We start from the raw sequence: 25,072 nt of genomic DNA on the forward strand, positions 1-25,072 counted from the left end.
TCATTGAAGGAGCACCTGTTGAACGCCGCACAGTTGCCGGGGAACACCCTGAGCGGAACCGTCCCGCCCACCCTGCCCGCGCTCTTCGCCGCGCAGGCGGACCGCACGCCCGGCGCGGCTGCCGTGCTGGACGGCCCACGCACGACGACCTACCGGGACCTGGCCCACGCCGCCGCGCGCACCTCGCGTCTCCTGCGCTCGCAGGGCGTGGGCCCGGGCTCCCTGGTCGGGGTGTGCCTCCCCCGGGGCACCGAACTCATCGCCACGCTCCTCGGGGTGTGGCAGGCGGGCGCGGCCTATCTGCCGCTCGACGCCGGCCATCCGCACGGACGCCTCAGATCCCTGGTGTCCCAGGCCGGTGCCGAACTCGTCGTCACCACAGCCGCACTGCGCGGGCCGCTCGGGGAGGACGGCCCGCGCGTCCTGAGTGTTGAGGAGCTGACCACCGCCGCCGAGGACGGCCCGGCCGGCCCGGCTCCGGTGGACCCGGCCTCGCTCGCGTACACGATCTTCACCTCCGGCTCCACCGGCGCCCCCAAGGGCGTACAGATCACCCACGAGGGCATCGCGAACCGTGTCGCCTGGGCCGTGCGCGCCCAGCGGCTCGGCGCCGGCGACCGGATCCTGTTCAAGACGTCCGTCGGCTTCGACGCGGCGGGCTGGGAGATCTTCGCGCCGCTGGTGTGCGGAGCGAGCGTCGTCGTCGCGCCGGACGGCGCCGAGAAGGACCCCGCCGCGCTGCTGAAGGCCGTCGCCGACGGCGGCGTGACCGTGCTGCAACTGGTGCCGTCCGTGCTGCGCCTGCTGGTCGAGGAACCGTCGTGGGAGGGCTGCGGCGCGCTGCGGCTGCTCGCCTCGGCGGGGGAACCGCTGCACGCCGAACTCGTCGAGCGGGTCAGGGCGCTGGCAGGCCCCGGCATCGAGGTCTGGAACACGTACGGGCCCACGGAGTGCTCGATCGACATCACCGCCCACAAGGCCGACCCGGCACAGAAGACCGGGCCCGTCCCGATCGGCCGGCCGCTCACCGGGATGCGGGTCCTCGTTCTCGGGGCGGACGGACGCCTCGCGCCCAAGGGCGTCACGGGAGAGCTGTACGCCGGCGGCGTCGGCGTCGCCCAGGGCTATGCGGGGCGCCCCGGCCTCACGGCGGAGCGGTTCGTGCCCGATCCGTACGGTCCGCCCGGCGCCCGCCTCTACCGCACCGGCGACCTGGTGCGCTGGAACGCCGCCGGTCTCCTGGAGTACCAGGGCCGTGCCGACGGTCAGCTCAAGGTCAACGGCGTACGCATCGAGCCCGGCGAGATCGAGGCCCAGCTCGGCGCGCACCCCGAGGTCACGGGCGCGGCCGTCGTGGCGTTCCGCACGGACGAGGACGCGGTACGCATCGGCGCCGCCGTCACCACGCGCGGCGAACTCACCGGGAGCGACCTGCGCCGCTTCCTGCGCACCCGGCTGCCCGACAGCCATGTCCCCGCACTGTTCCGCACGTTCGACGAACTGCCCCTGACGCCCAACGGCAAGATCGACCGCGCGGCTCTGACCGCCGCCCTGGAGCAGGGCGACGACCTCACCGGGCAGGGCGCCTACATCGCCCCGCGCAACGCGGCCGAGGAGAAGGTCGCCGAGGTGTGGGCGGCGCTGCTGGGCCGCGAGAAGATCGGCGCCACCGACGACTTCTTCGCCCTGGGCGGCACGTCGTTGCAGCTCACCCGGCTCGCGGCCCGGCTGCGCGCCACCGGTGTCACCCTGTCGATGCGCGGCCTGTTCAGCGCCACCACGGTCGAGGCCCAGGCCCGGCTGATCGGCGCGCAGGACGCGGACGGCACCCCGATCCCGGCGGCCGACCGCACGGGCCGCCTGGCGCTCTCGTCCGGGCAGCGCAGGCTGTGGTTCCTGGACCGGATGGGCCCGGGCAGCCGCGAGTGGGTCGCCCCGCTGATCCTGCGCCTGCCGGCCGCGACCACGCCGGAGGAGCTGCAGTCGGCGCTGGCCGCGCTCGGCGGCCGTCACGAGGCGCTGCGCACGCGGTACGTCGACGAGGGCGGCGAACCCCGTCAGGTGATCGGCGCCGCGCACCCCGTGGAGCTGCGGGTCGTCGACACCGGGCGCGACCGGCTCGCCGAGCACTTCGAGGAGCAGTTCGCACGCGGCTTCGAGCTGGCGACCGGACCGCTGTGGCGGGCGCTGCTGGCCCGGATCCCCGGCGAGGACCACGTGCTGCTCGTCACCCTGCACCACATCGCGTGCGACGGCTGGTCCACGGTCGTCCTGGAGCGCGAACTGCAGGAGCTGTGCGCCGCCGCCCGTGAGGGCCGCGAGCCCGTCCTGCCCACGGTCACCGTGCAGTACGCGGACTACGCGGCCTGGCAGTCCGGACGGCAGACCGACGCGTTCGTCGCGGGCGAGCTCGCCCACTGGCGCACCGCGCTCGACGGCATCACCGCCCTCGACCTGCCCGCCGACCGGCCCCGGCCCGCCGTGCGCGACCCGCGCGGTGCGGTCGTGCCGATCCGGATCGAGCCCGGCCTCGCGGCGGCCGTGGAGCGGCTGAGCCGGAAGAACGCGGCGACTGAGTTCATGACGCTGCTCACCGCGTTCGCCACGGTGCTGGCGCGGCAGACCGGCCAGTGGGACGTGCCCGTCGGCACCCCGGTCGCCGGCCGCACCCGGCCGGAGCTGTCCGGCACCGTCGGCTTCTTCCTCAACTCCCTGGTGGTGCGCTGCGGGCTCGGTCCCGAGCTGCGGTTCGAGGAGGCCCTGGGCCGGGTGCGGGCCGCCGCGACGGCCGCCTTCGCCCACCAGGAACTGCCCTTCGACCGCCTGGTCGACGAGATCCAGCCGGAGCGCGACCTGTCGCGCACGCCGCTGTACCAGGTCGCCTTCGACATGCACAGCGAGGGCGTCACCAGCATCGCCACCGACGCCGCCGACCTGCGCGCCTTCGCCGAGTCGTGGACCGTCGCCAAGACGGACCTGTCGGTGTTCATCGGGCGCTCGGCGGACGGCTCCCTGGAAGGCGTCCTGGAGTACGCGGTCTCGCTGTTCGACGCGGCGACCGTGGAGCGGGTGCGGGAGCAGTTCGTGCGCCTCCTCGAAGAGGTGACCGCCGACCCGTCGGCGCGCCTGGCCGAGGTCCCGCTGCTGTCCGACGCCCAGCGGCACCTGATCGCCACGGAGTGGAACGCCTCCGCCGCCGACTTCGGTGACGCGAGCGTGTGCGCCCGCTTCGAGGAGCAGGCCGCCCGTACCCCCGGAGCCCCGGCGGTCGGTTTCGCCGGTGAGGTGGTGACGTACGCGCAGCTCGATGTGCGGGCCAACCAGATCGCTCACCATCTGCGTGCGTCCGGGGTGAGTGGTCCGGGGTCCGTCGTCGGCGTGCTGCTCGACCGTGGGCCGAACCTGGTGGCGAGTCTGCTGGGGGTGTGGAAGGCGGGCGCGGCGTACGTGCCGATCGATCCGTCCTATCCGGCGGAGCGGATCGCCTCGATGCTGGAGAGCGCGGAGGCGGGCACCGTCCTGACGCACTCCGCGTACGCGGATCGTTTCGGCGGTGACCTGGGTCTGGTTCTCGTGGACCGGGATGCGTCCGTGATCGATGGGCGGTCGCGGTCCGCGCCGGAGCGTGCGGAGGATGCGGAGGCGCTGGCCTACGTCATCTTCACGTCGGGTTCGACGGGCCGGCCGAAGGGTGTGGCGGTCACGCACCGGGGTCTGGCCAACCATGTCGCCTGGGCGGCGCGGGATCTGGCCTCGCGGGGGACGACGGGTGCGCCGCTGTTCTCCTCGGTGGCTTTCGACCTGGTCGTCCCGAACCTGTGGGCGCCGCTGGTCACGGGTCAGCGGGTGCACACCATCGCGCAGGACACCGACACGGCCGACCTGGCACGGGAGTTGGTGGCGGCGGGCCCGTTCAGCTTCATCAAGCTGACGCCGGGACATGTGGAGGTGCTGGCGGCGCAGCTGACCGCTCAGGAGGCCTCTGCTCTGGCGCCGGTGCTGGTGATCGCCGGTGAGGCGCTGACGCGGGCGACGGTGGAGCGGTGGCGGGCGCTGGCGCCCGGGACCGACCTCGTCAACGAGTACGGGCCGACCGAGGCCTCCGTCGGCACCTGTGTCTTCCCCGTCACCGAGGCCGAGACCGGCGAGGTCATGCCGATCGGGCGCCCGCTGCCGAACATGACGATGTATGTCCTCGACGAGCGGCTCGCTCTCGTGCCCGTCGGGGTTCCCGGTGAGCTGTACGTCGGCGGTACCGGCGTGGCGCGCGGCTACGCGGGCCGGCCCGGTCTGACGGCGGAGCGGTTCGTGCCGGACCCGTACGGGGCGGCGGGCGCTCGCCTGTACCGCACCGGTGACCTCGTTCGTACCCGTCCGGACGGCGCCGTGGAGTTCCTCGGCCGCCTCGACGACCAGGTGAAGATCCGTGGCTATCGCATCGAACCCGGCGAGATCCAGACCGTCGTCGCCGAGCACCCGGCGGTTCGTGAGGCGGTCGTGGTGGCGCGTCAAACGGCGGCTGGCGACCGTCAGCTCGTCGCGTACTACGTCCCGCGGGACGACGCGGACGTGAGCCCGGCCGGCGAACTCTCGGCGCACTGTGCCGCGCGGCTGCCGGAGTACATGCTGCCCGACCACTACGTCCCGCTGGCCGAGATCCCCCTCAACGCCAACGGCAAGACCGACAGGCGGGCCCTGCCCGCGCCGGACGCCGGCGCCACGGACGCCCCGCAGGGCCGGATCGCCCCGCGCACCGCCACCGAGGAACGCCTCGCGGAGATCTGGACCGAACTCCTCGCGGTCGAGCCCGGCATGACGGACAGCTTCTTCCACTCCGGCGGCAACTCGATCCTGGCGATCCGCCTGATCTCCCGCATCCAGGAGGAGTTCGACATCGACTTCACGGTCCGGGCGGTCTTCGAGGGCCCGACGGTGGCTCAGCTGGCCGTGGCCGTGGAACGGGAGATCTTCGCGGACCTCGACGGGCAGGACCCCGACGGACGGGACCTCGACGGACGGGACCTCGACGGACAGGCCACGGCCGGCGGCCCGCGCCTGACGGACCCCGACGAGGCGGTGGACGCCGACGACCCGTCCGGCATCGCCGACCCGCCGGAGCCCGAGGACCCCTCGGAGCACGACGACCCCTCCGGCCACTTCCGGCCCGCCGACCTCGACGACCCGTCCGGTCTCGCCGGCGCCCCCACCCACCCCGACCCCGCGACCAACGGCCACGCGCCGGTCAAGGAGACAGCATGAGCACCGGTGCCAACACGCCCCCGGGCATCGACACGGACGAGGCCCGCGACGCGATCGTGCGGCAGCGGCTCGCCGGGCGGCGGCGTGCGCGCAGGAGCGCGATACCCAAGGCGGACCGGAACGCCCCGCTGCGCCTGTCGTACGGGCAGGAGCAGATGTGGTTCCTCAACCGCCTCGACCCCGACAGCACCCAGTACCTCGTCCCGCTGCTCGTCCGGCTGACCGGGGCCCTGGACGCCGGCGTCCTGGCCGACGCCTGGCAGCGGCTCACCGACCGGCACGAGATCCTGCGCACCCGGTACGGGCTGCACGGCGAGGAGCCGGTGCAGATCGTCTCCGAGCGGGAGCGGGTCACGCTGCCCCTCGAAGACCTCACGCACCTGCCCGAGGGCGAGCGCGAGGCACGCGCCCGGGCGATCGTCACCGGCGAGATCTTCGTGCCGTTCGACCTGGAGCGCGACCTGCCGGTGCGGGCCCGGCTGATCCGGCTCGGCGACGCGGAGCACGTGCTCGCCGTCGTCTTCCACCACATCGCCTGCGACGCCTGGTCCACCGAGATCGTCGGGCAGGAACTCAGCGCCCTGTACGGCGCCCTCGTGAAGGGGGAGGAGCCGCGGCTGCCCGACGTCGCCGTCCAGTACGCCGACTTCGCCGCCTGGCAGCGCGCCGAGATGTCCGGCGCCACCCTGGAGCGGCACCTCGACCACTGGAAGAGCGAGCTGGCGGGCATCACCCCGATCGAGCTGCCCACCGACCGGCCCCGCAAGGCCGTCCGGGACGCGAGAGGTGACACGGTCGCCTTCTCCGTGCCCGCCGCACTCGCCGGGCGCGTGCAGGAGTTCGCCCGGGAGCGGGCCGCCACGCCCTTCATGGTCGTGCTCGCCGCGTTCCAGAGCCTGCTGGCCCGGCACACCGGCTCCGCCGACGTCACCGTGGGCACGGTCGTGTCCGGGCGGGGCCGCCCCGAGCTGCAGGGCATGCTCGGGTACGGCATCAACACGCTCGCGCTGCGCGGGAGATGGGCCGACGGAACCTCCTTCCGCGACCTCGTCGACGCCACCAAGGGCACCGTCCTCGGCGCCTTCGACCACCAGGGCGTCCCGTTCGCCCGGCTGATCGACGCCGTGCAGCCCGAGCGCGACCTGTCCCGCAACCCGCTCTTCGACGTCGTCCTGACCATGCACGGCGAGCGCACCGGCGCCTTCGCCCTGCCGGGCGTCGCCGCCGAGCCGTACCGGGCCGAGGGCGACGCCGCCAAGTACGACCTCGACCTTCAGCTGCGCCAGGACGCCGACGGCACGCTGCACGGGCACCTGGAGTACGCCGTCGAGCTGTTCGACCGGGCCACCGCCGAGCGCCTCACCGGGCAGCTCGTGCGCCTCCTCGACGTGGCGACCGCGGACCCGGACGCCGACCTGGCTCGGCTGGCCTTCCTCGGCGCGGACGAGGTGCGCCTGCTCACGCAGGGCGCGGCCGTCACCGGAGAGGTCACCCGCACCGTCCACCGGGCCTTCGAGGAGCAGGTGGCCCGCACCCCGGACGCCGTCGCCGTGCACGCCGCCGGCGAGACGCTCACGTACGCCGAACTCAACGAGCGCGCCAACCGCATCGCCCACCACCTCGTCGGACTCGGCGTCGGCCAGGAGACCCTGGTCGGCGTCTGCCTGGAGCGCGGCGCCGACCTGATGCCCGCCCTGCTCGGCGTCCTCAAGGCGGGCGGCGCCTATCTGCCGCTCGACCCCTCGCAGCCCGCCGACCGCATCGGCTACATGCTCCGGGACGCCGCAGCCCCGGTCGTGGTGACCGAACGCGCCCACGCGGAGCTGCTGAACGGCCTGCACGACGGGCCCGTCCTCGTCCTCGACGCGGAGGAGGACCGCGCCGTGCTGGCCGGCCGGCCGGTCACGGACCCGGCCCCGCGGACGGACGCCGACAGCCTGATCTACGTCATCTACACCTCCGGCTCCACCGGCCGCCCCAAGGGCGTCGGCCTCACCCACGCCAACGTGGAGCGCCTGTTCACGGTCTGCGCGGACCAGACCGGGTTCCGCACCGACGACGTGTGGACCCTGTTCCACTCCTACGCCTTCGACTTCTCCGTGTGGGAGATGTGGGGCGCGCTGCTGCACGGCGGCCGGCTCGTCGTCGTGCCGAAGGACGTCTCGCGCGACCCGTCCGCCTTCCTCGACCTGCTCGTCGAGCAGCGCGTGACGGTGCTCAACCAGACGCCGTCCGCGTTCCGCGCCCTGGTCGCCGCCGCCCGCGAGGGCGATCCGCGCATCGGCGAACTGGCCCTGCGCACCGTGGTGTTCGGCGGCGAGAAGCTCGAAGTCGCCGACCTGAGGCCGTGGGCGGACCGGCTCGGCCTGGACGCCCCCACCCTCGTCAACATGTACGGCATCACGGAGACCACCGTGCATGTCACGTACCACCTCCTCGACGAGGACGACCTCGCCCGGGGCTCCGTCAGCCCGGTCGGCGTCCCCCTCGACGACCTCGCCGTCCGCATCCTCGACGCGCACGGCAACCTGGCGCCGATCGGGGTGCCCGGGGAGATCCACGTCGCGGGCCGCGGCGTCGCCCGCGGCTATCGTGGCCGTCCCGCCCTGACCGCCGAGCGGTTCGTGCCCGACCCGTACGGGGCGCCGGGCGACCGTCTGTACCGCAGCGGCGACGTCGCGCGCCGCCTGGCCGACGGCAGCCTGGAGTTCCTGGGCCGCAACGACGCCCAGGTGAAGATCCGCGGGTTCCGCATCGAGCTCGGTGAGATCAACGCCGCGCTCACGGCGCAGGACGGTGTGCGTGACGCCGTCGTCCTGGTCCGGGAGGACACCCCGGGCGACAAGCAGCTCGTCGCCTACGTCGTCCCCGCCGACGGCGCCGCCCCCGACCCCGCCGGGCTGCGCGCCCTGCTCGCCCGCGAACTGCCCGAGTACATGATCCCGGCGACGTTCGTCACCCTCGACGCGCTGCCGCTGACCGACAACGGCAAGCTCGACGCCAAGGCGCTGCCCGCGCCCGCCACGCGCGCGGCCGCGTCCGAGTACGCCGCGCCGCGCTCCGGCCTGGAGGAGCGCACCGCCGCCGTCTGGGCCGAGGTCCTCGGTGTCGACCGGGTCGGCATCCACGACAGCTTCTTCGACCTGGGCGGGCACTCCCTGCGCGCCATCACCCTGGCCGGACGGCTGCGCGAGGCGGGACTCGACGTCGGCGTCCGCGACCTCTTCGAGTACCGCACCGTGGCGCTGCTGTGCGAGCAGCTCGCCGACCGGGCGCCGGTCACCACCACGCACGGCGTACGCCCGTTCGCCCTCATCGGCGACGAGGACCGGGCCCGGCTGCCCGAAGGCGTCGTGGACGCCTACCCGATGTCGCAGGTGCAGATCGGCATGGTCGTCGAGATGCTCAGCGACAGCGGCCGGCACCCGTACCACAACGTCACCTCCTTCCGGGTCCCCGACGACCGCTCCTTCGACATCGAGGCGCTGCGCGCGTCGGTCGCCTCGGCCGTCGCCCGGCACGAGGTGCTGCGCACGTCCTTCGACCTCAACTCCTACGCCGTGCCGATGCAGTTGGTGCACGAGCAGGTCGAACTGCCGGTGGAGGGACGCGATCTGCGGGGCCTCGGCGACGAGGGGGTGCGGGACGCGCTGCGCGCCTTCACCGCGGAGGAGCGCTCCCGGCTGATCCCGCTGGACAGCGCGCCGCAGCTGCGCTTGTACGGCACGGCCTGCGACGACGGCAGCTGGTGGCTGACGATCACCGAGTGCCACGCGATCCTCGACGGCTGGAGCCACCACTCCCTCCTGATGGAGATCGTCGAGGGCTACCACCGGGTCCGCGACGGGCGGCCCGTGGACGCGCCGGCCGCCCCCGCCGTGCGGTTCGCCGACTTCATCGCCGCCGAGGTCGCCTCCCGCGAGGCCGGCGACGACCGGGCGTACTGGACCGGCATCATCGAGGGCCACACGCCCTTCACGCTCCCCGAGGCCTGGGCGGGCGATGGGGTCGCGGGTGCCCCGCACCGGGTCAAGGTCCCCTTCCACGACCTGGAGCCGCAGCTGCGGGCCCTGGCGTCCACCGCCGGCGCCTCGCTCAAGAGCGTGCTGCACGCCGCCCATCTGAAGGTCCTCAGCACGGTCACCGGTGACGAGCGCTTCTTCACCGGCCTGGTGTGCAACGCCCGCCCCGAGGCCCTCGGCGCCGACGGCCTGTACGGCATGCACCTCAACACGCTGCCGTTCGCCTTCGACGGCGCCTCCGGAACCTGGCGCGACCTGGTGCGCCGGGTCTTCGAGCGCGAGGTCGAACTGTGGCCGCACCGCGGCTACCCGATGCCCGACATCCAGCGGCAGGCCGAGGAGGGGCAGCGGCTCGTCTCGGTCCGCTTCAGCTACCACGACTTCGATCAGGTCGACCGCGACCGGGTCGACTACCTGGCGAGCATCGACGACAGTCCCACCGAGTTCCCGCTCGGCGTCTCGGCCCGCCTGGGCCACCTGTTCCTGACCGGCGGTCGCAAGCACGTCTCCGCCGAGGCCCTGGAGCGCCTCGCGGGCACCCTGCGCGAGGTCCTCGTGGCGATGGCCGCGGACCCGGAGGGCGATGCGGATGCCTCGTACCTCCCCTCCGCCACCAGGAGGACGCTCCTGGAACAGGGCACGGGCGAGCGTGCCGACTTCGGTGACGCGAGTATCTGCGCCCGCTTCGAGGAGCAGGCCGCCCGCACTCCCGAGGCGCCCGCGGTCGGTTTCGCCGGTGAGGTGGTGACGTACGCGCAGCTCGATGTGCGGGCCAACCAGATCGCTCACCATCTGCGTGCGTCCGGGGTGAGTGGCCCTGGCTCCGTGGTGGGTGTGCTGCTCGACCGCGGACCGAACCTGGTGGCGAGTCTGCTGGGGGTGTGGAAGGCGGGCGCGGCGTATGTGCCGATCGATCCGTCCTATCCGGCGGAGCGGATCGTCTCGATGCTGGAGAGCGCGGAGGCGGGCACCGTCCTGACGCATTCCGCGTACGCGGATCGTTTCGGTGGTGACCTGGACGTGATCCTGGTGGACTGGGATGCGTCCGTGATCGATGGGCGGTCGCGGTCCGCGCCGGAGCGTGCGGAGGATGCGGAGGCGCTGGCCTATGTCATCTTCACGTCGGGTTCGACGGGCCGGCCGAAGGGTGTGGCGGTCACGCACCGGGGTCTGGCCAACCATGTCGCCTGGGCGGCGCGGGATCTGGCCTCGCGGGGGACGACGGGTGCGCCGCTGTTCTCCTCGGTCGCCTTCGACCTGGTCGTCCCGAACCTGTGGGCGCCGCTGGTCACGGGTCAGCGGGTGCACACCATCGCGCAGGACACCGACACGGCCGACCTGGCACGGGAGTTGGTGGCGGCGGGCCCGTTCAGCTTCATCAAGCTGACCCCCGGGCACGTCGACGTCCTGGCCTCCCAGCTGACCGCGGAGCAGGCCTCCGCTCTGGCGCCGGTACTGGTGATCGCCGGTGAGGCGCTGACGCGGACGACGGTGGAGCGGTGGCGGGCGCTGGCGCCCGGGACCGACCTCGTCAACGAGTACGGGCCGACCGAGGCGTCCGTCGGCACCTGCGTCTTCCCCGTCACCGAAGCCGAGATCGGCGAGGTCATGCCGATCGGCCATCCGCTGCCGAACATGACGATGTACGTCCTGGACGCGCGCCTCGACCAGGTCGCGGTCGGTGTCGCGGGCGAGCTGTACGTCGGCGGTACCGGCGTGGCGCGCGGCTACGCGGGCCGGCCCGGTCTGACGGCGGAGCGGTTCGTGCCGGACCCGTACGGGCCGGCGGGCGCTCGCCTGTACCGCACCGGTGACCTCGTTCGTACCCGTCCGGACGGCGCCGTGGAGTTCCTCGGCCGCCTCGACGACCAGGTGAAGATCCGCGGCTATCGCATCGAACCCGGCGAGATCCAGACCGTCGTCGCCGAGCACCCGGCGGTCCGTGAGGCGGTCGTCGTCCCGCACGAGACGGCGACGGGAGACATCCAGCTCGTCGCGTACTACGTCCCGTCCGGCGCGGCGGGCACGAGTGCCGCCGAACTCGCCGAGCACAGCGGTGCCCGGCTGCCCGACTACATGCTCCCGGCGACCTACATCGCCCTCGACGAGATCCCCCTCAACGCCAACGGCAAGACCGACAGGCGGGCCCTGCCCGCGCCGGACGACACCGGCCTCGACGGCGGCACGTCCTATGTCGCGCCCCGCACCATCACCGAGGCACAGGTGGCGGCCATCTGGGCGCAGGTCCTCGGCCTGGAGCGGGTCGGCGTCCTGGACGGCTTCTTCGACCTGGGCGGCCACTCCATCCGCGCGGTCGCCCTGGTCGGCGCCCTGCGTACGGCCGGCTTCGACATCGGCGTGCGGGAGGTCTTCGAGTACCGCACGGTCGCCGAGCTGAGCGAGTTCCTCACCGGGCGCCCGGCGCCGCAGGAGACCGCCGCGCCCGTCGAGCCCTTCGCGCTGCTCGCCGACGAGGACCGGGCCGGGCTGCCCGAGGGCGCCGTGGACGCGTACCCGATGTCGCAGGTCCAGCTCGGCATGCTCGTCGAGATGCTCGCCGACGACGAACGGCGGGTCTACCTGAACGTCGCGTCGTTCCGCATCACCGACGGCACCCCGTTCGAAGCGGACGCCCTGCGCGCCGCCCTCGACGTGGTCACCGAGCGGCACGAGATGCTGCGGACCTCTTTCGACCTGGACTCCTTCACCCAGCCGCTGCAGATCGTGCACCCGAAGGCCCGGATCCCGCTGGCCGTCGAGGACCTGCGGCAGCTGTCGGAGGGCGCCCGCGAGCTGCGCGTACGGGACATCATGCGCGAGGAGCGGGCCCGCGGGCTCGATCTCGCGACGGCCCCGCTGCTGCGCATGACCGCGCAGGTCGAGGCCGACGACTCCTGGCGACTCGTCGTCACCGTCTCGCACGCCATCACCGAGGGCTGGAGCCACCGCGCCCTCCTGATGGAGCTCCTCGACGTCTACCGCACCCTGCGCGAAGGGGGTGTCCCCGCTCCCGCCGAGGCCACGCCGGTGCGGTACGCCGACTTCATCGCGGCCGAACTGGCCTCCCTGGACTCGGCGGAGGACCGGACGTACTGGCAGGACCTCATCGGCCGGTACGCACCGTTCGCGCTGCCCGCCGACTGGGCCGGGGACCCCGCAGAGCCGAGCGAGAAGTACCGGCTCGCCGTGCCCGTGCACGACCTCGAACCGCGCCTGCGCGCCCTCGCCACCCAGGCGCGGGCATCGTTCAAGAGCGTGCTGCTCGCCGCCCACCTGAAGGTCATGAGCACCCTCACCGAGGAGGACGGCTTCTTCAGCGGCCTGGTGTGCAGTGCCCGCCCGGAGTCGCCCGGCGCGGAACGCGTCTACGGCATGTACCTCAACACCCTGCCGTTCGCCTTCGACCGCACCGCGGGCAACTGGACCGACCTGGTCCGCCAGGTCTTCACCCGCGAGGCCGAGGTCTGGGACCGCCGACGGTTCCCGATGCCGGTCATCCAGCGGGACGCGGGCGCCGGCCGCCTGCTCCACGTCCGGTTCAGCTACCAGGACTTCGACCACGTCGACGACAAGCTCGTCGACGCCGGGGCCAGCGGTGGCGAGGGCGGCACCGAGTTCGCGCTCGCGGTCTCCGCGGTCTCCGGGCACCTGCTGCTCACCACGCACACCCACGCCCTGGCCCGTGAGCAGGGCGAGCGCCTGACCGCCCTGTACCGGCAGGTCCTGGAGGCCATGGCCGGCGACCCGCAGGGCAGCGCCCAGGACACCTACCTGCCCGCACCGGAGCGGGAGTGGCTGCTCGCGCAGAACGACTCGGCCCGCGACTTCCCGGAAGCGACCGTCCTGCAGCGCTTCGAGGAGCAGGTGGCCCGCACCCCCGACGCCGTCGCCGTACGGCACGCCGGCGGCGAGCTGTCGTACGCCGAACTCGACGCCAGGGCCACCCGGTTCGCCTACCGGCTGCGCGCGGCGGGCGTCGGCGCCGAGTCCACGGTGGGCGTGCTGCTCGACCGCGGACCGGACCTGCTCGCGACGCTGCTCGCGGTGTGGAAGGCGGGCGGCGCCTACGTGCCGATCGACCCGTCCTACCCGGCCGAGCGCATCGCCTCCATGTGCGAGAGCGCGGCCGCGCAGCTCGCCGTGACGCAGGAGGGCTACGCGGACCGCTTCCCCGCCTCCGTGCCGGTGCTGGACGTCGCCGGACCGGCCGGCAGCGACGGCGAGTTCGGCGCGGTGGCCCGGGTCGACGACCCCGAGCGGCTCGCCTACGTCATCTTCACCTCCGGTTCCACCGGGCGGCCCAAGGGCGTCCAGGTCCCGCACCGGGGCCTGGCCAACCACGTCGCGTGGGCGGCGGACGAGCTCGCCGTACGGGGCACCGGCGGTGCGCCGCTGTTCTCCTCGGTCGCCTTCGACCTGGTCGTCCCCAACCTGTGGGGGCCGCTGGTCACCGGCCAGGCCGTGCACGTCGTCCCGCAGGACACGCTGCCCGCCGACCTGCCGGCGGCGCTGCTCGACGGCGGCCCGTACAGCTTCGTCAAGCTGACCCCGGGCCACCTGGACATCATCACCGAGCAGCTCACCACCGAGCAGGTCGACCGGCTCAGCCGGGTCTACGTCGTCGCGGGCGAGGCCCTGCCGGGCTCCACCGCCAACCGGTCCCTCGAAGTCCTCGGCTCCGGCCGCATGATCAACGAGTACGGGCCGACCGAGGCGTCCGTGGGCTCCACCATCCACCCCGTCACCGACCATGTCGCGCTCGACGTCGTCCCGATCGGCCGCCCGCTGCCCAACATGACGGCGTACGTCCTGGACGCGGCGATGCGCGAGGTGCCGGCCGGTGTCGTCGGCGAGCTGTACGTCGGCGGCACGGGCGTGGCGCGCGGCTACGCGGGCCGCCCCGACCTGACGGCCGAGCGGTTCGTGCCCGACCCGTACGGGCCGGCGGGCAGCCGCCTGTACCGCACGGGCGACCGGGTCCGGATGCGGGCCGACGGGAACATCGAGTTCCTCGGCCGCCTCGACGACCAGGTCAAGATCCGCGGCTACCGCGTCGAACTCGGCGAGGTCCAGGCCGTGCTGGCGGCCCACCCGGCCGTCCGGGACGCCGTGGTCGCCGTGCACGAGCCGACGCCCGGCGACAGGCGACTCGTCGCCTACTGCGTGCCCGCGGAAGGACGGCCGCTGCCGGACGCCGCGGCTCTCGCCGAGGACTGCGGGGCGCTGCTGCCGGAGTACATGGTGCCCTCCGCGTTCGTCGCCCTGGACGCGATCCCGCTCAACGCCAACGGCAAGGTCGACCGCAAGGCGCTGGCCGCGCCCGACCGTTCGGCGATGCGCTCGGGCCGCGAGTTCGTGGCGCCGCGCACCGACACGGAACGCACGCTCGCCAAGATCTGGTCCGAGGTGCTCGGTGTCGACGAGATCGGTGTGCACGACGAGTTCTTCGAGCTCGGCGGACACTCGATCCTGATGATCCAGGTGCTCGCGGCGGCCCGCCGCGAGGGTCTCGCGGTCTCGGTCTGGCGCATGTACCAGCACGGCACGCTCGTCGACCTGGCCGCGGCCATCGACGAGGACAGGGCGGCCGCCGCCGCGGAGGAGGCCGCCAAGGCCGCCCAGGCCGCCAAGACCGCCGAGGCGCAGCCCGCACCGGTCGAGGTCCCGGCCGAGCTGCTCGCCTCACTTCTGCGGCAGGCCGCCGGCGGCGACGCCACGCGCCTCACCGAGGGGCCGCTCGCCCAGGTCGCGGCCCTGCTCGGCGGAGCGCCGGCCACCGCCGAAGCCCAGGAGACGGTCGCTCTCGACGACCTGGACGCCCTCATGGCCGAGCACCGGGTGCCCGGCGTGAGCCTGGCCCTGCTCGGCGCGGACGGCTCGGTGCGCACCCACGCGGCCGGCGTCCTCGCGGTGGACGGCGACCGTCCGGTGACCCCGGACACGCTGTTCCAGGTCGGTTCGATCAGCAAGCACGTGGCGGCGTTCGCGACCCTGCGGCTCGTCGCCGAGGGGCACATCGGCCTCGACGACTCCATCGACACGCACCTGACGTCCTGGCGCCTCGACGATTTGGACTCGGCACCCGGCGCGGTGACCGTCCGGCACCTGCTCGGGCACACCGCCGGGCTCGCCCGGCACCGCAGCGTCGGATTCCCGCCGGGCGGCGAGGTCCCCACCCTGCTGGACCTCCTGGAGGGCACGGGCGCGGTCTCGACCCCGCGCGTGCGCCGCCAGCTGGTGCCCGGCTCCACGTTCCGCAAGTCCAGCACCCACTACTGGGTCCTCCAGCAGCTCCTGGAGGACGTCACCGGTGAGGCGTTCCAGGACCTCGCGCACCGCCTGGTCCTCGCGCCGCTCGGCATGACGGGCAGCAGCTTCGACCAGGACTTCCCGCGCACGTCGGGGCGGCCGGTGGCACTCGGCCACCACGTCAAGGGCGTGGCCATGGAAGGGGGCTGGCGCGAACGCGCCCACCTCGCCGCCGCCGGACTGTGGACGACGGCCGAGGACATCGCCCGGCTCGCCCGGCAGGTGCGGGCCTCACTCCTGGGCCACGAGGGGGCGCTGCTGCCCCGCTCAGTCGCCCAGGAACTGCTCGCCACCCACCCGGGCAGCTTCTACGGCCTCGGCACCATCGTCGACGACACCGGCGGCGACGCCGAGTTCGGGCACGGCGGCGAACCCGCCGGCTACTGGAACCTCTCGCTCTCCCACCTCGGCAGCGGCGTCGGCCTGGTCGCCCTCACCAACTCCGACAGCGGCAAGGGAGTCGTGAAGCATCTGACCGCCCGGATCGGAAAGCACGAAGAGGCCTTCGGCAAGGGCGAGTTGATGGCGGACTGGGCGGCCGCCGGCACCGGCTCCGCCGCCCCCGCCGATCACCCGCTGCTCAGCCCCGTCGTCACCGACGAGGAGCGGTCATGACCACCCCCGGCCGGCGAACGGCCGCCACCACCCACGGCCCGCGCATGGCCACCACCCCCGGCCCGCGAACGGCCGCCACCACCCCCGCCCCGCGAACGGCCACCACCATCCAGGAGGACCCTGTGCACCACCCCCGCACACGCCACCTTATCTCCGTCGACGACCTCACCGACGACGACCTGCGCACCCTGGTGGCGGACGGTGTCGCCTTCCGCGCCGCCGACCGCAAGGGCGGCCTGAAGCCGCTGCGGGACGAGGTCGTGGGGATCTACTTCAGCAAGACGTCCACCCGCACCCGTACCGCCTTCTCCAGCGGCGCCCTGCGCCTGGGCGCCTCCGTGATCACCTACGGGCCCGGCGACCTCCAGCTCAACACCGGCGAGACCAGCGAGGACACCGGGGCCGTGCTCTCCCGCATGCTCGACGTCCTGGTGGCCCGCACCGCGGGTGACGAGGCGGAGATGCGGGCCTGGGCGAGCCAGCGGCGGATGTCCGTCGTCAACGCGATGAGCGCCGGGGAGCACCCCACCCAGGCCCTCACCGACCTCACCACGCTGTGCGCGCACTTCGGCCGGCTGGACGGGCTGCGCGTGCTGTACGTGGGGGAGGGCAACAACTCGGCCTCCGCGCTCGCCCTCGCCCTGAGCCGCTTCCCGGGCACCGAGCTGGAACTGCGCACCCCGCCCGGCTACGGCCTCGACCCGTCCTATCTCGCCCGGGCCGAGGCGCACGCCGCCCGCACCGGCGCGAGCGTGCGCGAACGCCACGACATGGACGACCTGCCCGCCGACGTCGACGCCGTCTACACCACGCGGTGGCAGACCACGGGCACCACCAAGCCCGACCCTGACTGGCGGGACGTCTTCGCCCCGTTCCAGGTGAGTGCGCGGCTGTGGGAGACCAGCCCCAAGGCCGTGTTCCTGCACGACCTGCCCGCCCACCGCGGCGACGAGGTGACCGCCGAGGTGCTCGACGGGCCGCACAGCATCGCCTTCGAGCAGGCCGAGAACAAGATGCACAGCGCGATGGCCGTCCTGAAGTGGTGCCGGGCGGGCGGTCCGCCCGCACCGGGAGAGTGAGCGTCACCGACGGCCGGACGGCTCCCGCGCACCCGCAGGCGAAGGGGCCGGATCCGGTCCCGCTGCGACGCAACCGCGACTACCTCATGCTGTGGAGCGGCGCCGGGCTCACCCTGCTCGGCTCCCGCGCCACCTCGGTCGCCTACCCGCTGCTGCTGATCTGGTCCACCGGATCGGCGGCGGCGGGGGCGATGGCCGCCTTCGCGGCGCAACTCCCGCACCTGATCGTGCAGTTGCCCGCCGGCGCGCTCGTCGACCGGTGGAACCGGCGCCGCACGATGCTCGTGTGCAGCGCGGGCTGCGCGGTGTCCACGGCGAGCGTGGTCCTGGCGGTCGCGGTGGGCCGGGTCCATCTGGCCCACCTGGCGGTGGCCGCGTTCGTCGAGGGCTCGCTGATGGTCTGCCACCGCCTCGCCGAACGGGCCTGCGTCCGCCAGGTCGTGCCGGCGTCGCAGCTCACCGCGGCGCTCGCCGGGAACGAGGCCCGGGGGCGGGCCGCGGGCCTGCTCGGACAGCCGCTCGGCAGCGCCGCGTTCGCCGCCGCCCGGTGGTCGCCGTTCCTGCTCGGGAGCGTCACCCACCTGCTGTCACTGCTCGCCGTCCTGTGCGTCAGGGCGCCGTTCGGCGGCAGGCCGGCGGCCGAACGGCGCAGACTCGGGCCCGAGATCGCCGAGGGGCTGCGCTGGCTGTGGCGGCGCCGCTTCCTGCGCCGGATCACGCTGCTGATCTCCGGCAGCAACGTGATCTTCCAGGCGCTGGCCCTGCTGCCCGCCTTCGTCCTGTACGAGGACGGGCTCTCGCCCGCGACGGTCGGCGTGATCGCGGCGATCAGCGGGGCGGGCGGCGCCGTCGGCGCCCTGTGCGGCGGCTGGGCCACGCGCCGCATCGGCCTGGCAGGCCTGGTCCGCGGTGCGCTCGTGGTGTGGGCGCTGCTCGTGCCCGCCCTCGCCCTGACCCGGTCGCCGCTGCTCCTCGGAGCGCTGCTGGCCGGAATGAGCCTGGTGGGCGGCGCCGTCAACGTCGCCGGCGGTGTCCACCAGGTGCGCACCACGCCCGATGCCCTCCAGGGCCGCGTCAACAGCGCGCTACAGCTGGCGGGTTCGGGTGCCAACGCACTCGGCGCACTCGCCGGGGGAGTGCTGCTCGACTCCCTCGGCGCGGCCCGCACGGCCGCCCTGCTCGGTGCGGCGATGGGCGTCCTGGCGCTCGTCGCCGCGGCCTCCGCACTGACCCGCCTCCTGGCCGCCGAGGAACAGCAGACCTCTCAGGAACAGCAGCAAGAACCCGTACGAGAACAAGAACAAGAAGGAGAACGCACCTCATGAACACGACCCCCAGCTGGAGCCCGCTGGTCATCACCCCGCAGAGCGCCGGGGTCGAGGCCTCGGCCGCCGGGCTGCTCAAGGTGATCGGCGACACCGCCACCATCGACGACCAGCTCGTCAAGGAGAAGGCGCTGATCTTCCGCGGCTTCGGCGTCACACAGGAGGAACTCGACCCGGTCATGGACGAGCTGCTGCCCAACCGGCTCGCCTACGTCCACGGCAACTCGCCGCGCACCAAGGTCGGCAAGAACGTCTACACCTCCACGGAGTACCCGCAGGAGTTCACCATCTCGATGCACAACGAGATGTCGTACGCCCACGCGTGGCCGGCCCGCCTGCTCTTCTTCTGCCAGAAGGCGGCCGAGACCGGCGGCGCCACCCCGGTGACCGACTCCGCCCTCTGGCTCCGGTCCCTGGACCCGGAGGTCAGGGAGGCGTTCAAGGGCGGCGTCTGCTACCAGCAGAACCTGCACGACGGCCTCGGCCTCGGCAAGAGCTGGCAGGACACCTTCGAGACCACCGACCGCGCCGAGGTCGAGGCCTTCCTCGGGCAGACCGGCGCCCAGTGGGAATGGAAGCCGGACGGCTCGCTGCGGGTGCGCCAGATCCGGCCCGCGACCGCCGTGCACCCGGTGACCGGCACGGAGGTCTGGTTCAACCAGTCCGACCAGTGGCACCCGGCGGGCCTCGGCGACGACACCGCCGCCGCGCTCGCCCAGATCATGCCGGCCGACGAACTGCCGCAGTCCGTCACGTTCGCCGACGGCACACCCATCCCCGACGAGTACGTCCTCCAGATCCGTGACCGGGGCCTGGACGCCGCCGTGAACTGCGACTGGCGCACCGGGGACCTGATGCTCATCGACAACATGCTGGTCTCGCACGGCCGCCGGCCCTTCACCGGAACCCGCCGCGTGCTCGTCGCGATGTCCGACTGAGACCGGATGCGTACCGCTGAGCGCCATGAGCGCACTCTGCGCGACAGCGGTGGCGCCCCTGTGCGGCCGGCCCGTCGCCGTGTCGCTCGTCCCGACCCCGGCAGAACCCACCCGTCCGGCGGTGCCGGACCCGTAAGGAGGCAGTCGTGAAGGCGATCGGCGTCGGCACCACCAAAGACCTCACGTCCGGGGACCGCCCGGAGGACCCGGGCCGCCTCGTCGTCACCGGCGCGGAAGGCGACGGCGGCGGCGACCGGTTCGCCGAGGACGTGCCGAGCCGCAACGACCTCTTCACGGCGCTCGCCGGGCCCGCGGGCAGTGCGGCTTCCGTCGTCCAGCGCGCCCGGGAATCCGCCCTGTCCCGTTCCCTGCTCGAACCCTTCGCCTCCTCCAGGAGCTGACCACCACCATGACCACCCAGGCGATACCCACCCCGACCGGCGTGCCGGCCCAGGGAGTCGACCTCCCGGGCCATCTCCCCAAGGTCTTCCTCGCACCCGACCCCTCCGTGGAGATCGGCGCGTACCTCGCACAGCACCGGGCGGCCGTCCGCGCCGCCCTCGTCGACCGTGGCGCGGTCCTGCTGCGCGGCTTCGCGGTCGACGGCGTCGACGGCTTCAACGGCTCGGTGCACGCCCTGTCGGGCACCCCGCCGCTGACGTACGCGGAACGCTCCTCGCCGCGCTCCACCATCAAGGGGCAGGTGTACACCTCGACCGACTACCCGGCGGACGAGGAGATCTTCCTGCACAACGAGAACTCGTACCAGTCGGTCTGGCCGCAGACCCTGTACTTCTTCTGCATCGAACCCCCTCACACGCTCGGCGCCACCCCGCTCGCCGACATCCGGGCCGTCCACGCGGCCATCGACCCCGACGTGCGGGAGGAGTTCACCCGGCGCCGCTGGCGTGTGGTGCGCAACTTCCACGAGGACTTCGGGGTGCCGTGGCAGCAGGCGTTCAACACCGACGACAAGGACCGGGTCGCCGCGTACTGCGCGGGCAAGGGCATCGACGTGGAGTGGACCGCCGGCGGGCTGCGCACCACGGCGGTGCGCGACGCGGTGCACCGGCACCCGGTGACGGGGGAGACCGTGTGGTTCAACCACATCACGTTCTTCCACGTCAGCACGGTCGCCCCCGATGTGCGCGACGGCCTCCTGGAGATCTTCGCGCCCGAGGACCTGCCCACCAACTCCTACTACGGGGACGGGGCGCCGATCCCCGACGATGTCGTCGCTCACCTGCGCCAGTGCTACCGGGACGCGAGCACCCGCTTCGACTGGCAGCGGCACGACGTCCTGGTCGTCGACAACATGCTGGCCGCCCACGCCCGTGAGCCCTTCACCGGCCCGCGCAAGATCGCCGTCGCGATGGCCGAGCCGTCCGACGGCTGACGCCCGGGGCGGCCCGCCCCGAGAAGGATCCGCCGCCGTACCTGTGTCGGGTACGGCGGCGGACTCATGCGCCTCCCGGGGGATTCAGAAGCGCATGCCTGTGCTCGCCGCTGCACGCGCACCGACCTGCGCGACGAGGAGATCGAGGGTCGCGGGCGCCAGGCGGGGGCGTGGACGGCGTGCGTGATAGACGAACGCCGGCGGCAGATTGCCCCACACCGTGCGGCCCGGCACCACCTCTTCGAAGGAGGAGCCGAGCATGCGCCGGAAGCGCCGGGCGGACGACAGGTACGTCGCGTGCACATAGCCGAAGGTCGTGAACGCCCCCTGCGGTGCGAGCGACCGGCGTACGGAGTCGAGCGTCGTGCGCTGCGTCGTGAGGTCCAGGCTGGCCCAGGGCAGCCCGCTGATGACGGCGTCCGCCACACCCAGCCCGCGCTCGGCGAGCAGCCGCGGCAGCGCGGCCGCCTCGTCGTTCAGGACCTGCACGCGCGGGAAGCGCTCGGCGAGCGACGACGCGAGCCGGGGGTTGATCTCCACGGCCAGGTGATGGCCGCGACCGCCGAGGAGCTCCTGGATCAGTCCGGTGAACGCCCCGGTGCCGGGCCCGAGTTCGACGACCACCGGGTCGCCGGACTCGGGCACGGGCAGGGTCACCTCGGTGGCCAGCCGGCGCGAACTGGGAGCCATGGCACCGACCTCCCGGGGACTGCGCAGGAACTCTCTGAACAACGACCCGGGTGCGGCGGTCTCACTCGTCAACTTCTGTGCCTCTCGGGCTCGTAGGGATCGGTGGATCGGCCGGTGCGTCTCCGGCGTGACTACTCGCGCATGCCCGCCAGCTCAACCGGCCGGGTGCGCAGGGCGAACGACGCGGGCAGGGTGGCCGCGAGGACCGCGAGCAGGGCGCTCGCGGCGACCACCGCACCCACCGTAGGCCAGGGCACCACGATCGCGGAGCGCACGTCGAGCAGGCCGAGGGCGGTGCGGACGCCGAGCAGGTTCACCGCCGAGACGGCCGCGCCGAGCACCGCGCCGACCACCACGACCATCACCGACTCGACGGCGACCAGGCGCAGCACCTGGGTCTTCGTCGCGCCCGTCAGGCGCAGTGCGGCGAGGTCGCGGACCCGGTCCGTGGTGGCCATGACCAGCGTGTTGGCCAGTGCGATGCCCGTGTAGACCAGGGCGATGGCCAGGATCATCAGCAGGCCGAGCCGGGTGGACTCGCTGGAGCGCGGATAGTGCTCGTCGATCCACTGCCCGGCGCCGAGCACCTCGACGCCGCTCGCCTCGCCCGCGGCGCGCAGCCGCCGGTCGACGGCGGCCCGGTCCGCGCCGGCGGCGACCTTGATGTCGACGCGGTCGACGCCCGCGCCGGCGGCGTTGCGCGCGGTGAGGTACACGCCGTTGTTGCCGGTGCCGATCCCGAGGACCGCGGCGATCCTGAGGTTCACCTTGCGGCCGTCGCCCAGCCAGACGGGCACCCGGTCGCCGACGCGGGTGGTCAGCCATTCCTCGTTGACGACGATGCTGTCGTCGTCGAGGTCGGCCAGTTTCCCCGCCACGACGGGGAGCCGGGACACCCCGGACAGCTCCGTGCCGCTGTCGACGGCGCGGGCCTCGGAGCGGACGAGGGCGGTGCCCTCCTCCAGGACGGTCACGCCGGTCGAGCGGGACGTGCTGACCGTGACGCCGGGGACGTCACGGGCCGCCCGGACGAACCCGTCGGGCAGCGCCCGGCCCGCGTCGCCCGACGAGACCACGTAGTCGGCCCGCGTCTGGGTGCGGGCCTCGGAGGCCTTGGCCTCGTTGATGGTGGCGGTCGTGCCCATCAGGGAGCAGGCGAGTGCCACGGTGATGATGACCGGCGCGGCCACGGCCGCCGTCCGGCGCACCCCCGCCGCCGCGTTCTCCCGCGCCAGCATGCCCACGGCGCCCGGCAGCCGGGCGGGCAGCCAGGTCAGCAGCCGGGTCAGCGGCCGCACCAGCAGCGGCGCGAGCAGGGCCATCGCCACGATGAGCAGCATCGGCTGGGTGATGTACGTCTTGCGCTTCAGCACGTCGCCGGGGTTGTCCACCAGCGCCATGACGAGCAGGCCGAGGCCGGTCAGCAGCACGGCGGCGGCCACCAGGAGGCGGCTCCACGGCATGGTGCCGCTGTCGACGGCGGACTCCCGCAGCGCCGCCGTCGGGCCGGTCCGGCCCGCGCGGAAGGACGCCACGACGACGCCGCACAGGGCCACCGTCAGGCCGGTCCAGAAGGCGACATGGAGCGGCCAGGCCTGCTCACCGATCCGGAACCAGGTCGGGGCCAGGCCCTCTCCCGACATCCACGAGGCGAGCCGCGGCGCGGCCCAACGGCCCAGCCAGCACCCGGCGCCCGATGCGAGCACCCCGATCACCAGGGCCTCCGCGTAGACCATGCGCCGCACCTGACCGGGCGTCGCGCCCGCCATCCGCAGGAGGCCGAACTCCCGCCTGCGCTGTGCCACCGCGAAAGTGAACGTCGAGGCGACCACGAACACCGACACGAACGCGGTGATGCCGGCCGCCGTGCCCAGCAGGGCGTTCACGGAGACCAGGGCCTCCTTGTCGCGGTCCGGGTCGGGGTCGGCGCGCCGCCGGTCGTCGCCGGCGAGGACGGTCATGCCCGAGCCGGTGCCGAGTGCCGCGCGGACGGCGGCCGGGTCGGCGTCCACCGTCACCCGGTCGATGCGCGGGGACAGGCGCGCGGCCTCGGCGGCGGTGAAGAACACCGCCGACTCGAAGCCGGCCGCCGGGACCGTGCCGACCACGGTACGGGTGCCGGCGCCCTCGGGCGTGACGACCTGGATCCGGTCCCCGGCGCGCACCTGCGCGCCGGGCCCGGTCGTGACGACGACTTCGCCGGGCGATGTGGGGGCGCGTCCGGAGGTGAGACGGTACGGCGTGGCCGCGGCGACGGCCCACGAGTGGCCCACGAGCGCGGTGTCCGCACCGACCCGCCGGTCCGCGTCCGGCACCGAGACGGGGAACGTACGGTCCTCGGCGACCGGGCCCACCGTGGCCAGCTCGGCGGCCAGCTTCTCCGGCACGGCACGGGGGTTGGTCAGCGTCGACGTCCGCACCCCGATCGGGGTGTCGGCCTTCACCTCGTCCGTGCCCTGCACCACGACCCGCGCCTCGGCGAACCGTTCGGTGCCCCGCTCCGGCGCGTCGAACGTCGCCGCGAGCGCGAGGCCGGTGGTGGCGATGAGGCCGACCCCGAGCGCGAGCGCGACGAACGAGCCGACGAACGTGACCCAGCGGGTGCGCATCCCGCGCAGCGCGAGACTCAGCACGACGCCACCGCCGAGGCCTTCGCCGGGACGGCGCTCATGGCGGTCATCCGCTGGGCGACCTGCTCCGCCGTCGGCGCGTACAGCTCGCCCTGGACCGTGCCGTCGGCGAGGAAGAGCACCCGGTCCGCGTAGGAGGCGGCGACCGGGTCGTGCGTCACCATGATCACCGTCTGGCCGCGGTCGACCATCGTCCGCAGCAGCGTCAGCACCTCGCGGCTCGTGGTGGAGTCCAGGGCGCCCGTCGGCTCGTCGCCGAACAGCACCTCCGGCTTGGTGACCAGGGCGCGGGCGAGCGCCACGCGTTGCTGCTGGCCGCCCGACATCTCGCTGGGCCGGTGCCCGGCGCGCTCGCGCAGGCCGACCTGCTCCAGGACGTTCAGGACCTCGGACCGCCTGGGGCGGCGGCCCGCGAGCCGCAGCGGCAGCCCGACGTTCTGCTCGGCGCTCAGCGCGGGCAGCAGGTTGAAGGCCTGGAAGACGAACCCGATGCGCCGCCGGCGCAGCAGCGTCAGCTTCTTCTCACTCAGCCGGGTCAGATCGGTCTCCCCGAGGAAGACCTGGCCCCCGGTCGGCCGGTCGAGCCCCGCGGTGCACTGCAACAGGGTCGACTTGCCGGAGCCCGAGGGGCCCATGACGGCGGTGAAGGTACCCCGCGGGATGTCGAGGCTGACCTGGTCGAGGGCGGTGACCGCGTTGTCGCCGGTCCCGTAGGACCGGGTCACGGAGCGGAGCCGGACGGCTGCTTGATTCATGGTGTCCACTCAATCGGGCCCGCTCGACGGTGACATCGCAGCGGGACGGAGTCT

General features: G+C 73.5%; 10 protein-coding genes. 7 read left to right on the forward strand and 3 right to left on the reverse strand.

The genetic code is table 11. The features are described from left to right. Positions 1-18: 18 nt before the first annotated feature. The 7 genes from RFN52_RS22345 to RFN52_RS22375 all read left to right on the forward strand — a co-directional run bounded on the left by RFN52_RS22345 (position 19) and on the right by RFN52_RS22375 (position 20,943). Positions 19-5,259 carry a non-ribosomal peptide synthetase gene (locus RFN52_RS22345; protein WP_311241028.1) on the forward strand — a complete coding sequence of 1,747 codons (5,241 nt, stop codon included), beginning with the start codon at positions 19-21 and terminating at the stop codon, positions 5,257-5,259. Beyond that, positions 5,256-16,205, forward strand: coding sequence for a non-ribosomal peptide synthetase (locus RFN52_RS22350; RefSeq protein WP_184848392.1), 10,950 nt, complete (start codon positions 5,256-5,258; stop codon positions 16,203-16,205). Before RFN52_RS22345 ends, RFN52_RS22350 begins: the two co-directional genes overlap by 4 nt. Beyond that, positions 16,202-17,284: an ornithine carbamoyltransferase gene (locus RFN52_RS22355; RefSeq protein ID WP_311241029.1), complete on the forward strand. Its 1,083-nt coding sequence runs from the start codon at positions 16,202-16,204 to the stop codon at positions 17,282-17,284. Before RFN52_RS22350 ends, RFN52_RS22355 begins: the two co-directional genes overlap by 4 nt. Next, the gene (locus RFN52_RS22360) at positions 17,281-18,609 is read left to right on the forward strand and encodes an MFS transporter (RefSeq protein WP_229856664.1); all 1,329 of its coding nucleotides are present in this window, start codon (positions 17,281-17,283) and stop codon (positions 18,607-18,609) included. The genes RFN52_RS22355 and RFN52_RS22360 overlap by 4 nt, the downstream gene beginning before the upstream one ends. Further along, entirely contained in the window at positions 18,606-19,547 is a 942-nt protein-coding gene (locus RFN52_RS22365; protein WP_184848394.1) for a TauD/TfdA family dioxygenase, read from the forward strand. Before RFN52_RS22360 ends, RFN52_RS22365 begins: the two co-directional genes overlap by 4 nt. A gap of 146 nt (positions 19,548-19,693) precedes the next feature. Next, positions 19,694-19,948, forward strand: coding sequence for a hypothetical protein (locus tag RFN52_RS22370; RefSeq protein WP_184848396.1), 255 nt, complete (start codon positions 19,694-19,696; stop codon positions 19,946-19,948). An 8-nt stretch (positions 19,949-19,956) separates the two neighbouring features. Further along, positions 19,957-20,943, forward strand: a complete 987-nt coding sequence (locus tag RFN52_RS22375) for a TauD/TfdA family dioxygenase (protein WP_184848398.1) — start codon at positions 19,957-19,959, stop codon at positions 20,941-20,943. Positions 20,944-21,027: 84 nt separating this feature from the next. On the opposite strand, the gene RFN52_RS22380 is transcribed toward RFN52_RS22375, so the two are convergent. The 3 genes from RFN52_RS22380 to RFN52_RS22390 form a co-directional block, all read right to left on the reverse strand. Next, complete coding sequence (locus RFN52_RS22380; protein WP_229856666.1) at positions 21,028-21,633, reverse strand: class I SAM-dependent methyltransferase; 606 nt, start codon at positions 21,631-21,633, stop codon at positions 21,028-21,030. A gap of 131 nt (positions 21,634-21,764) precedes the next feature. Further along, the gene (locus tag RFN52_RS22385) at positions 21,765-24,266 is read right to left on the reverse strand and encodes an ABC transporter permease (protein WP_184848400.1); all 2,502 of its coding nucleotides are present in this window, start codon (positions 24,264-24,266) and stop codon (positions 21,765-21,767) included. Beyond that, on the reverse strand, positions 24,260-25,018 hold the full coding sequence (locus RFN52_RS22390) for an ABC transporter ATP-binding protein (protein ID WP_184848402.1): 759 nt from the start codon (positions 25,016-25,018) through the stop codon (positions 24,260-24,262). Before RFN52_RS22390 ends, RFN52_RS22385 begins: the two co-directional genes overlap by 7 nt. Positions 25,019-25,072 lie beyond the last annotated feature (54 nt).

Source organism: Streptomyces collinus, assembly GCF_031348265.1.
Classification (GTDB): Bacteria; Actinomycetota; Actinomycetes; order Streptomycetales; family Streptomycetaceae; genus Streptomyces; species Streptomyces collinus.

Bases quoted from the DNA above. Each gene is read 5' to 3' on its own strand.
- RFN52_RS22350 (WP_184848392.1), top strand. From the start codon at position 5,256: ATGAGCACCGGTGCCAACACGCCCCCGGGCATCGACACGGACGAGGCC.
- RFN52_RS22355 (WP_311241029.1), top strand. From the start codon at position 16,202: ATGACCACCCCCGGCCGGCGAACGGCCGCCACCACCCACGGCCCGCGC.
- RFN52_RS22365 (WP_184848394.1), top strand. From the start codon at position 18,606: ATGAACACGACCCCCAGCTGGAGCCCGCTGGTCATCACCCCGCAGAGC.
- RFN52_RS22375 (WP_184848398.1), top strand. From the start codon at position 19,957: ATGACCACCCAGGCGATACCCACCCCGACCGGCGTGCCGGCCCAGGGA.
- RFN52_RS22380 (WP_229856666.1), bottom strand. From the start codon at position 21,633: ATGGCTCCCAGTTCGCGCCGGCTGGCCACCGAGGTGACCCTGCCCGTG.
- RFN52_RS22390 (WP_184848402.1), bottom strand. From the start codon at position 25,018: ATGAATCAAGCAGCCGTCCGGCTCCGCTCCGTGACCCGGTCCTACGGG.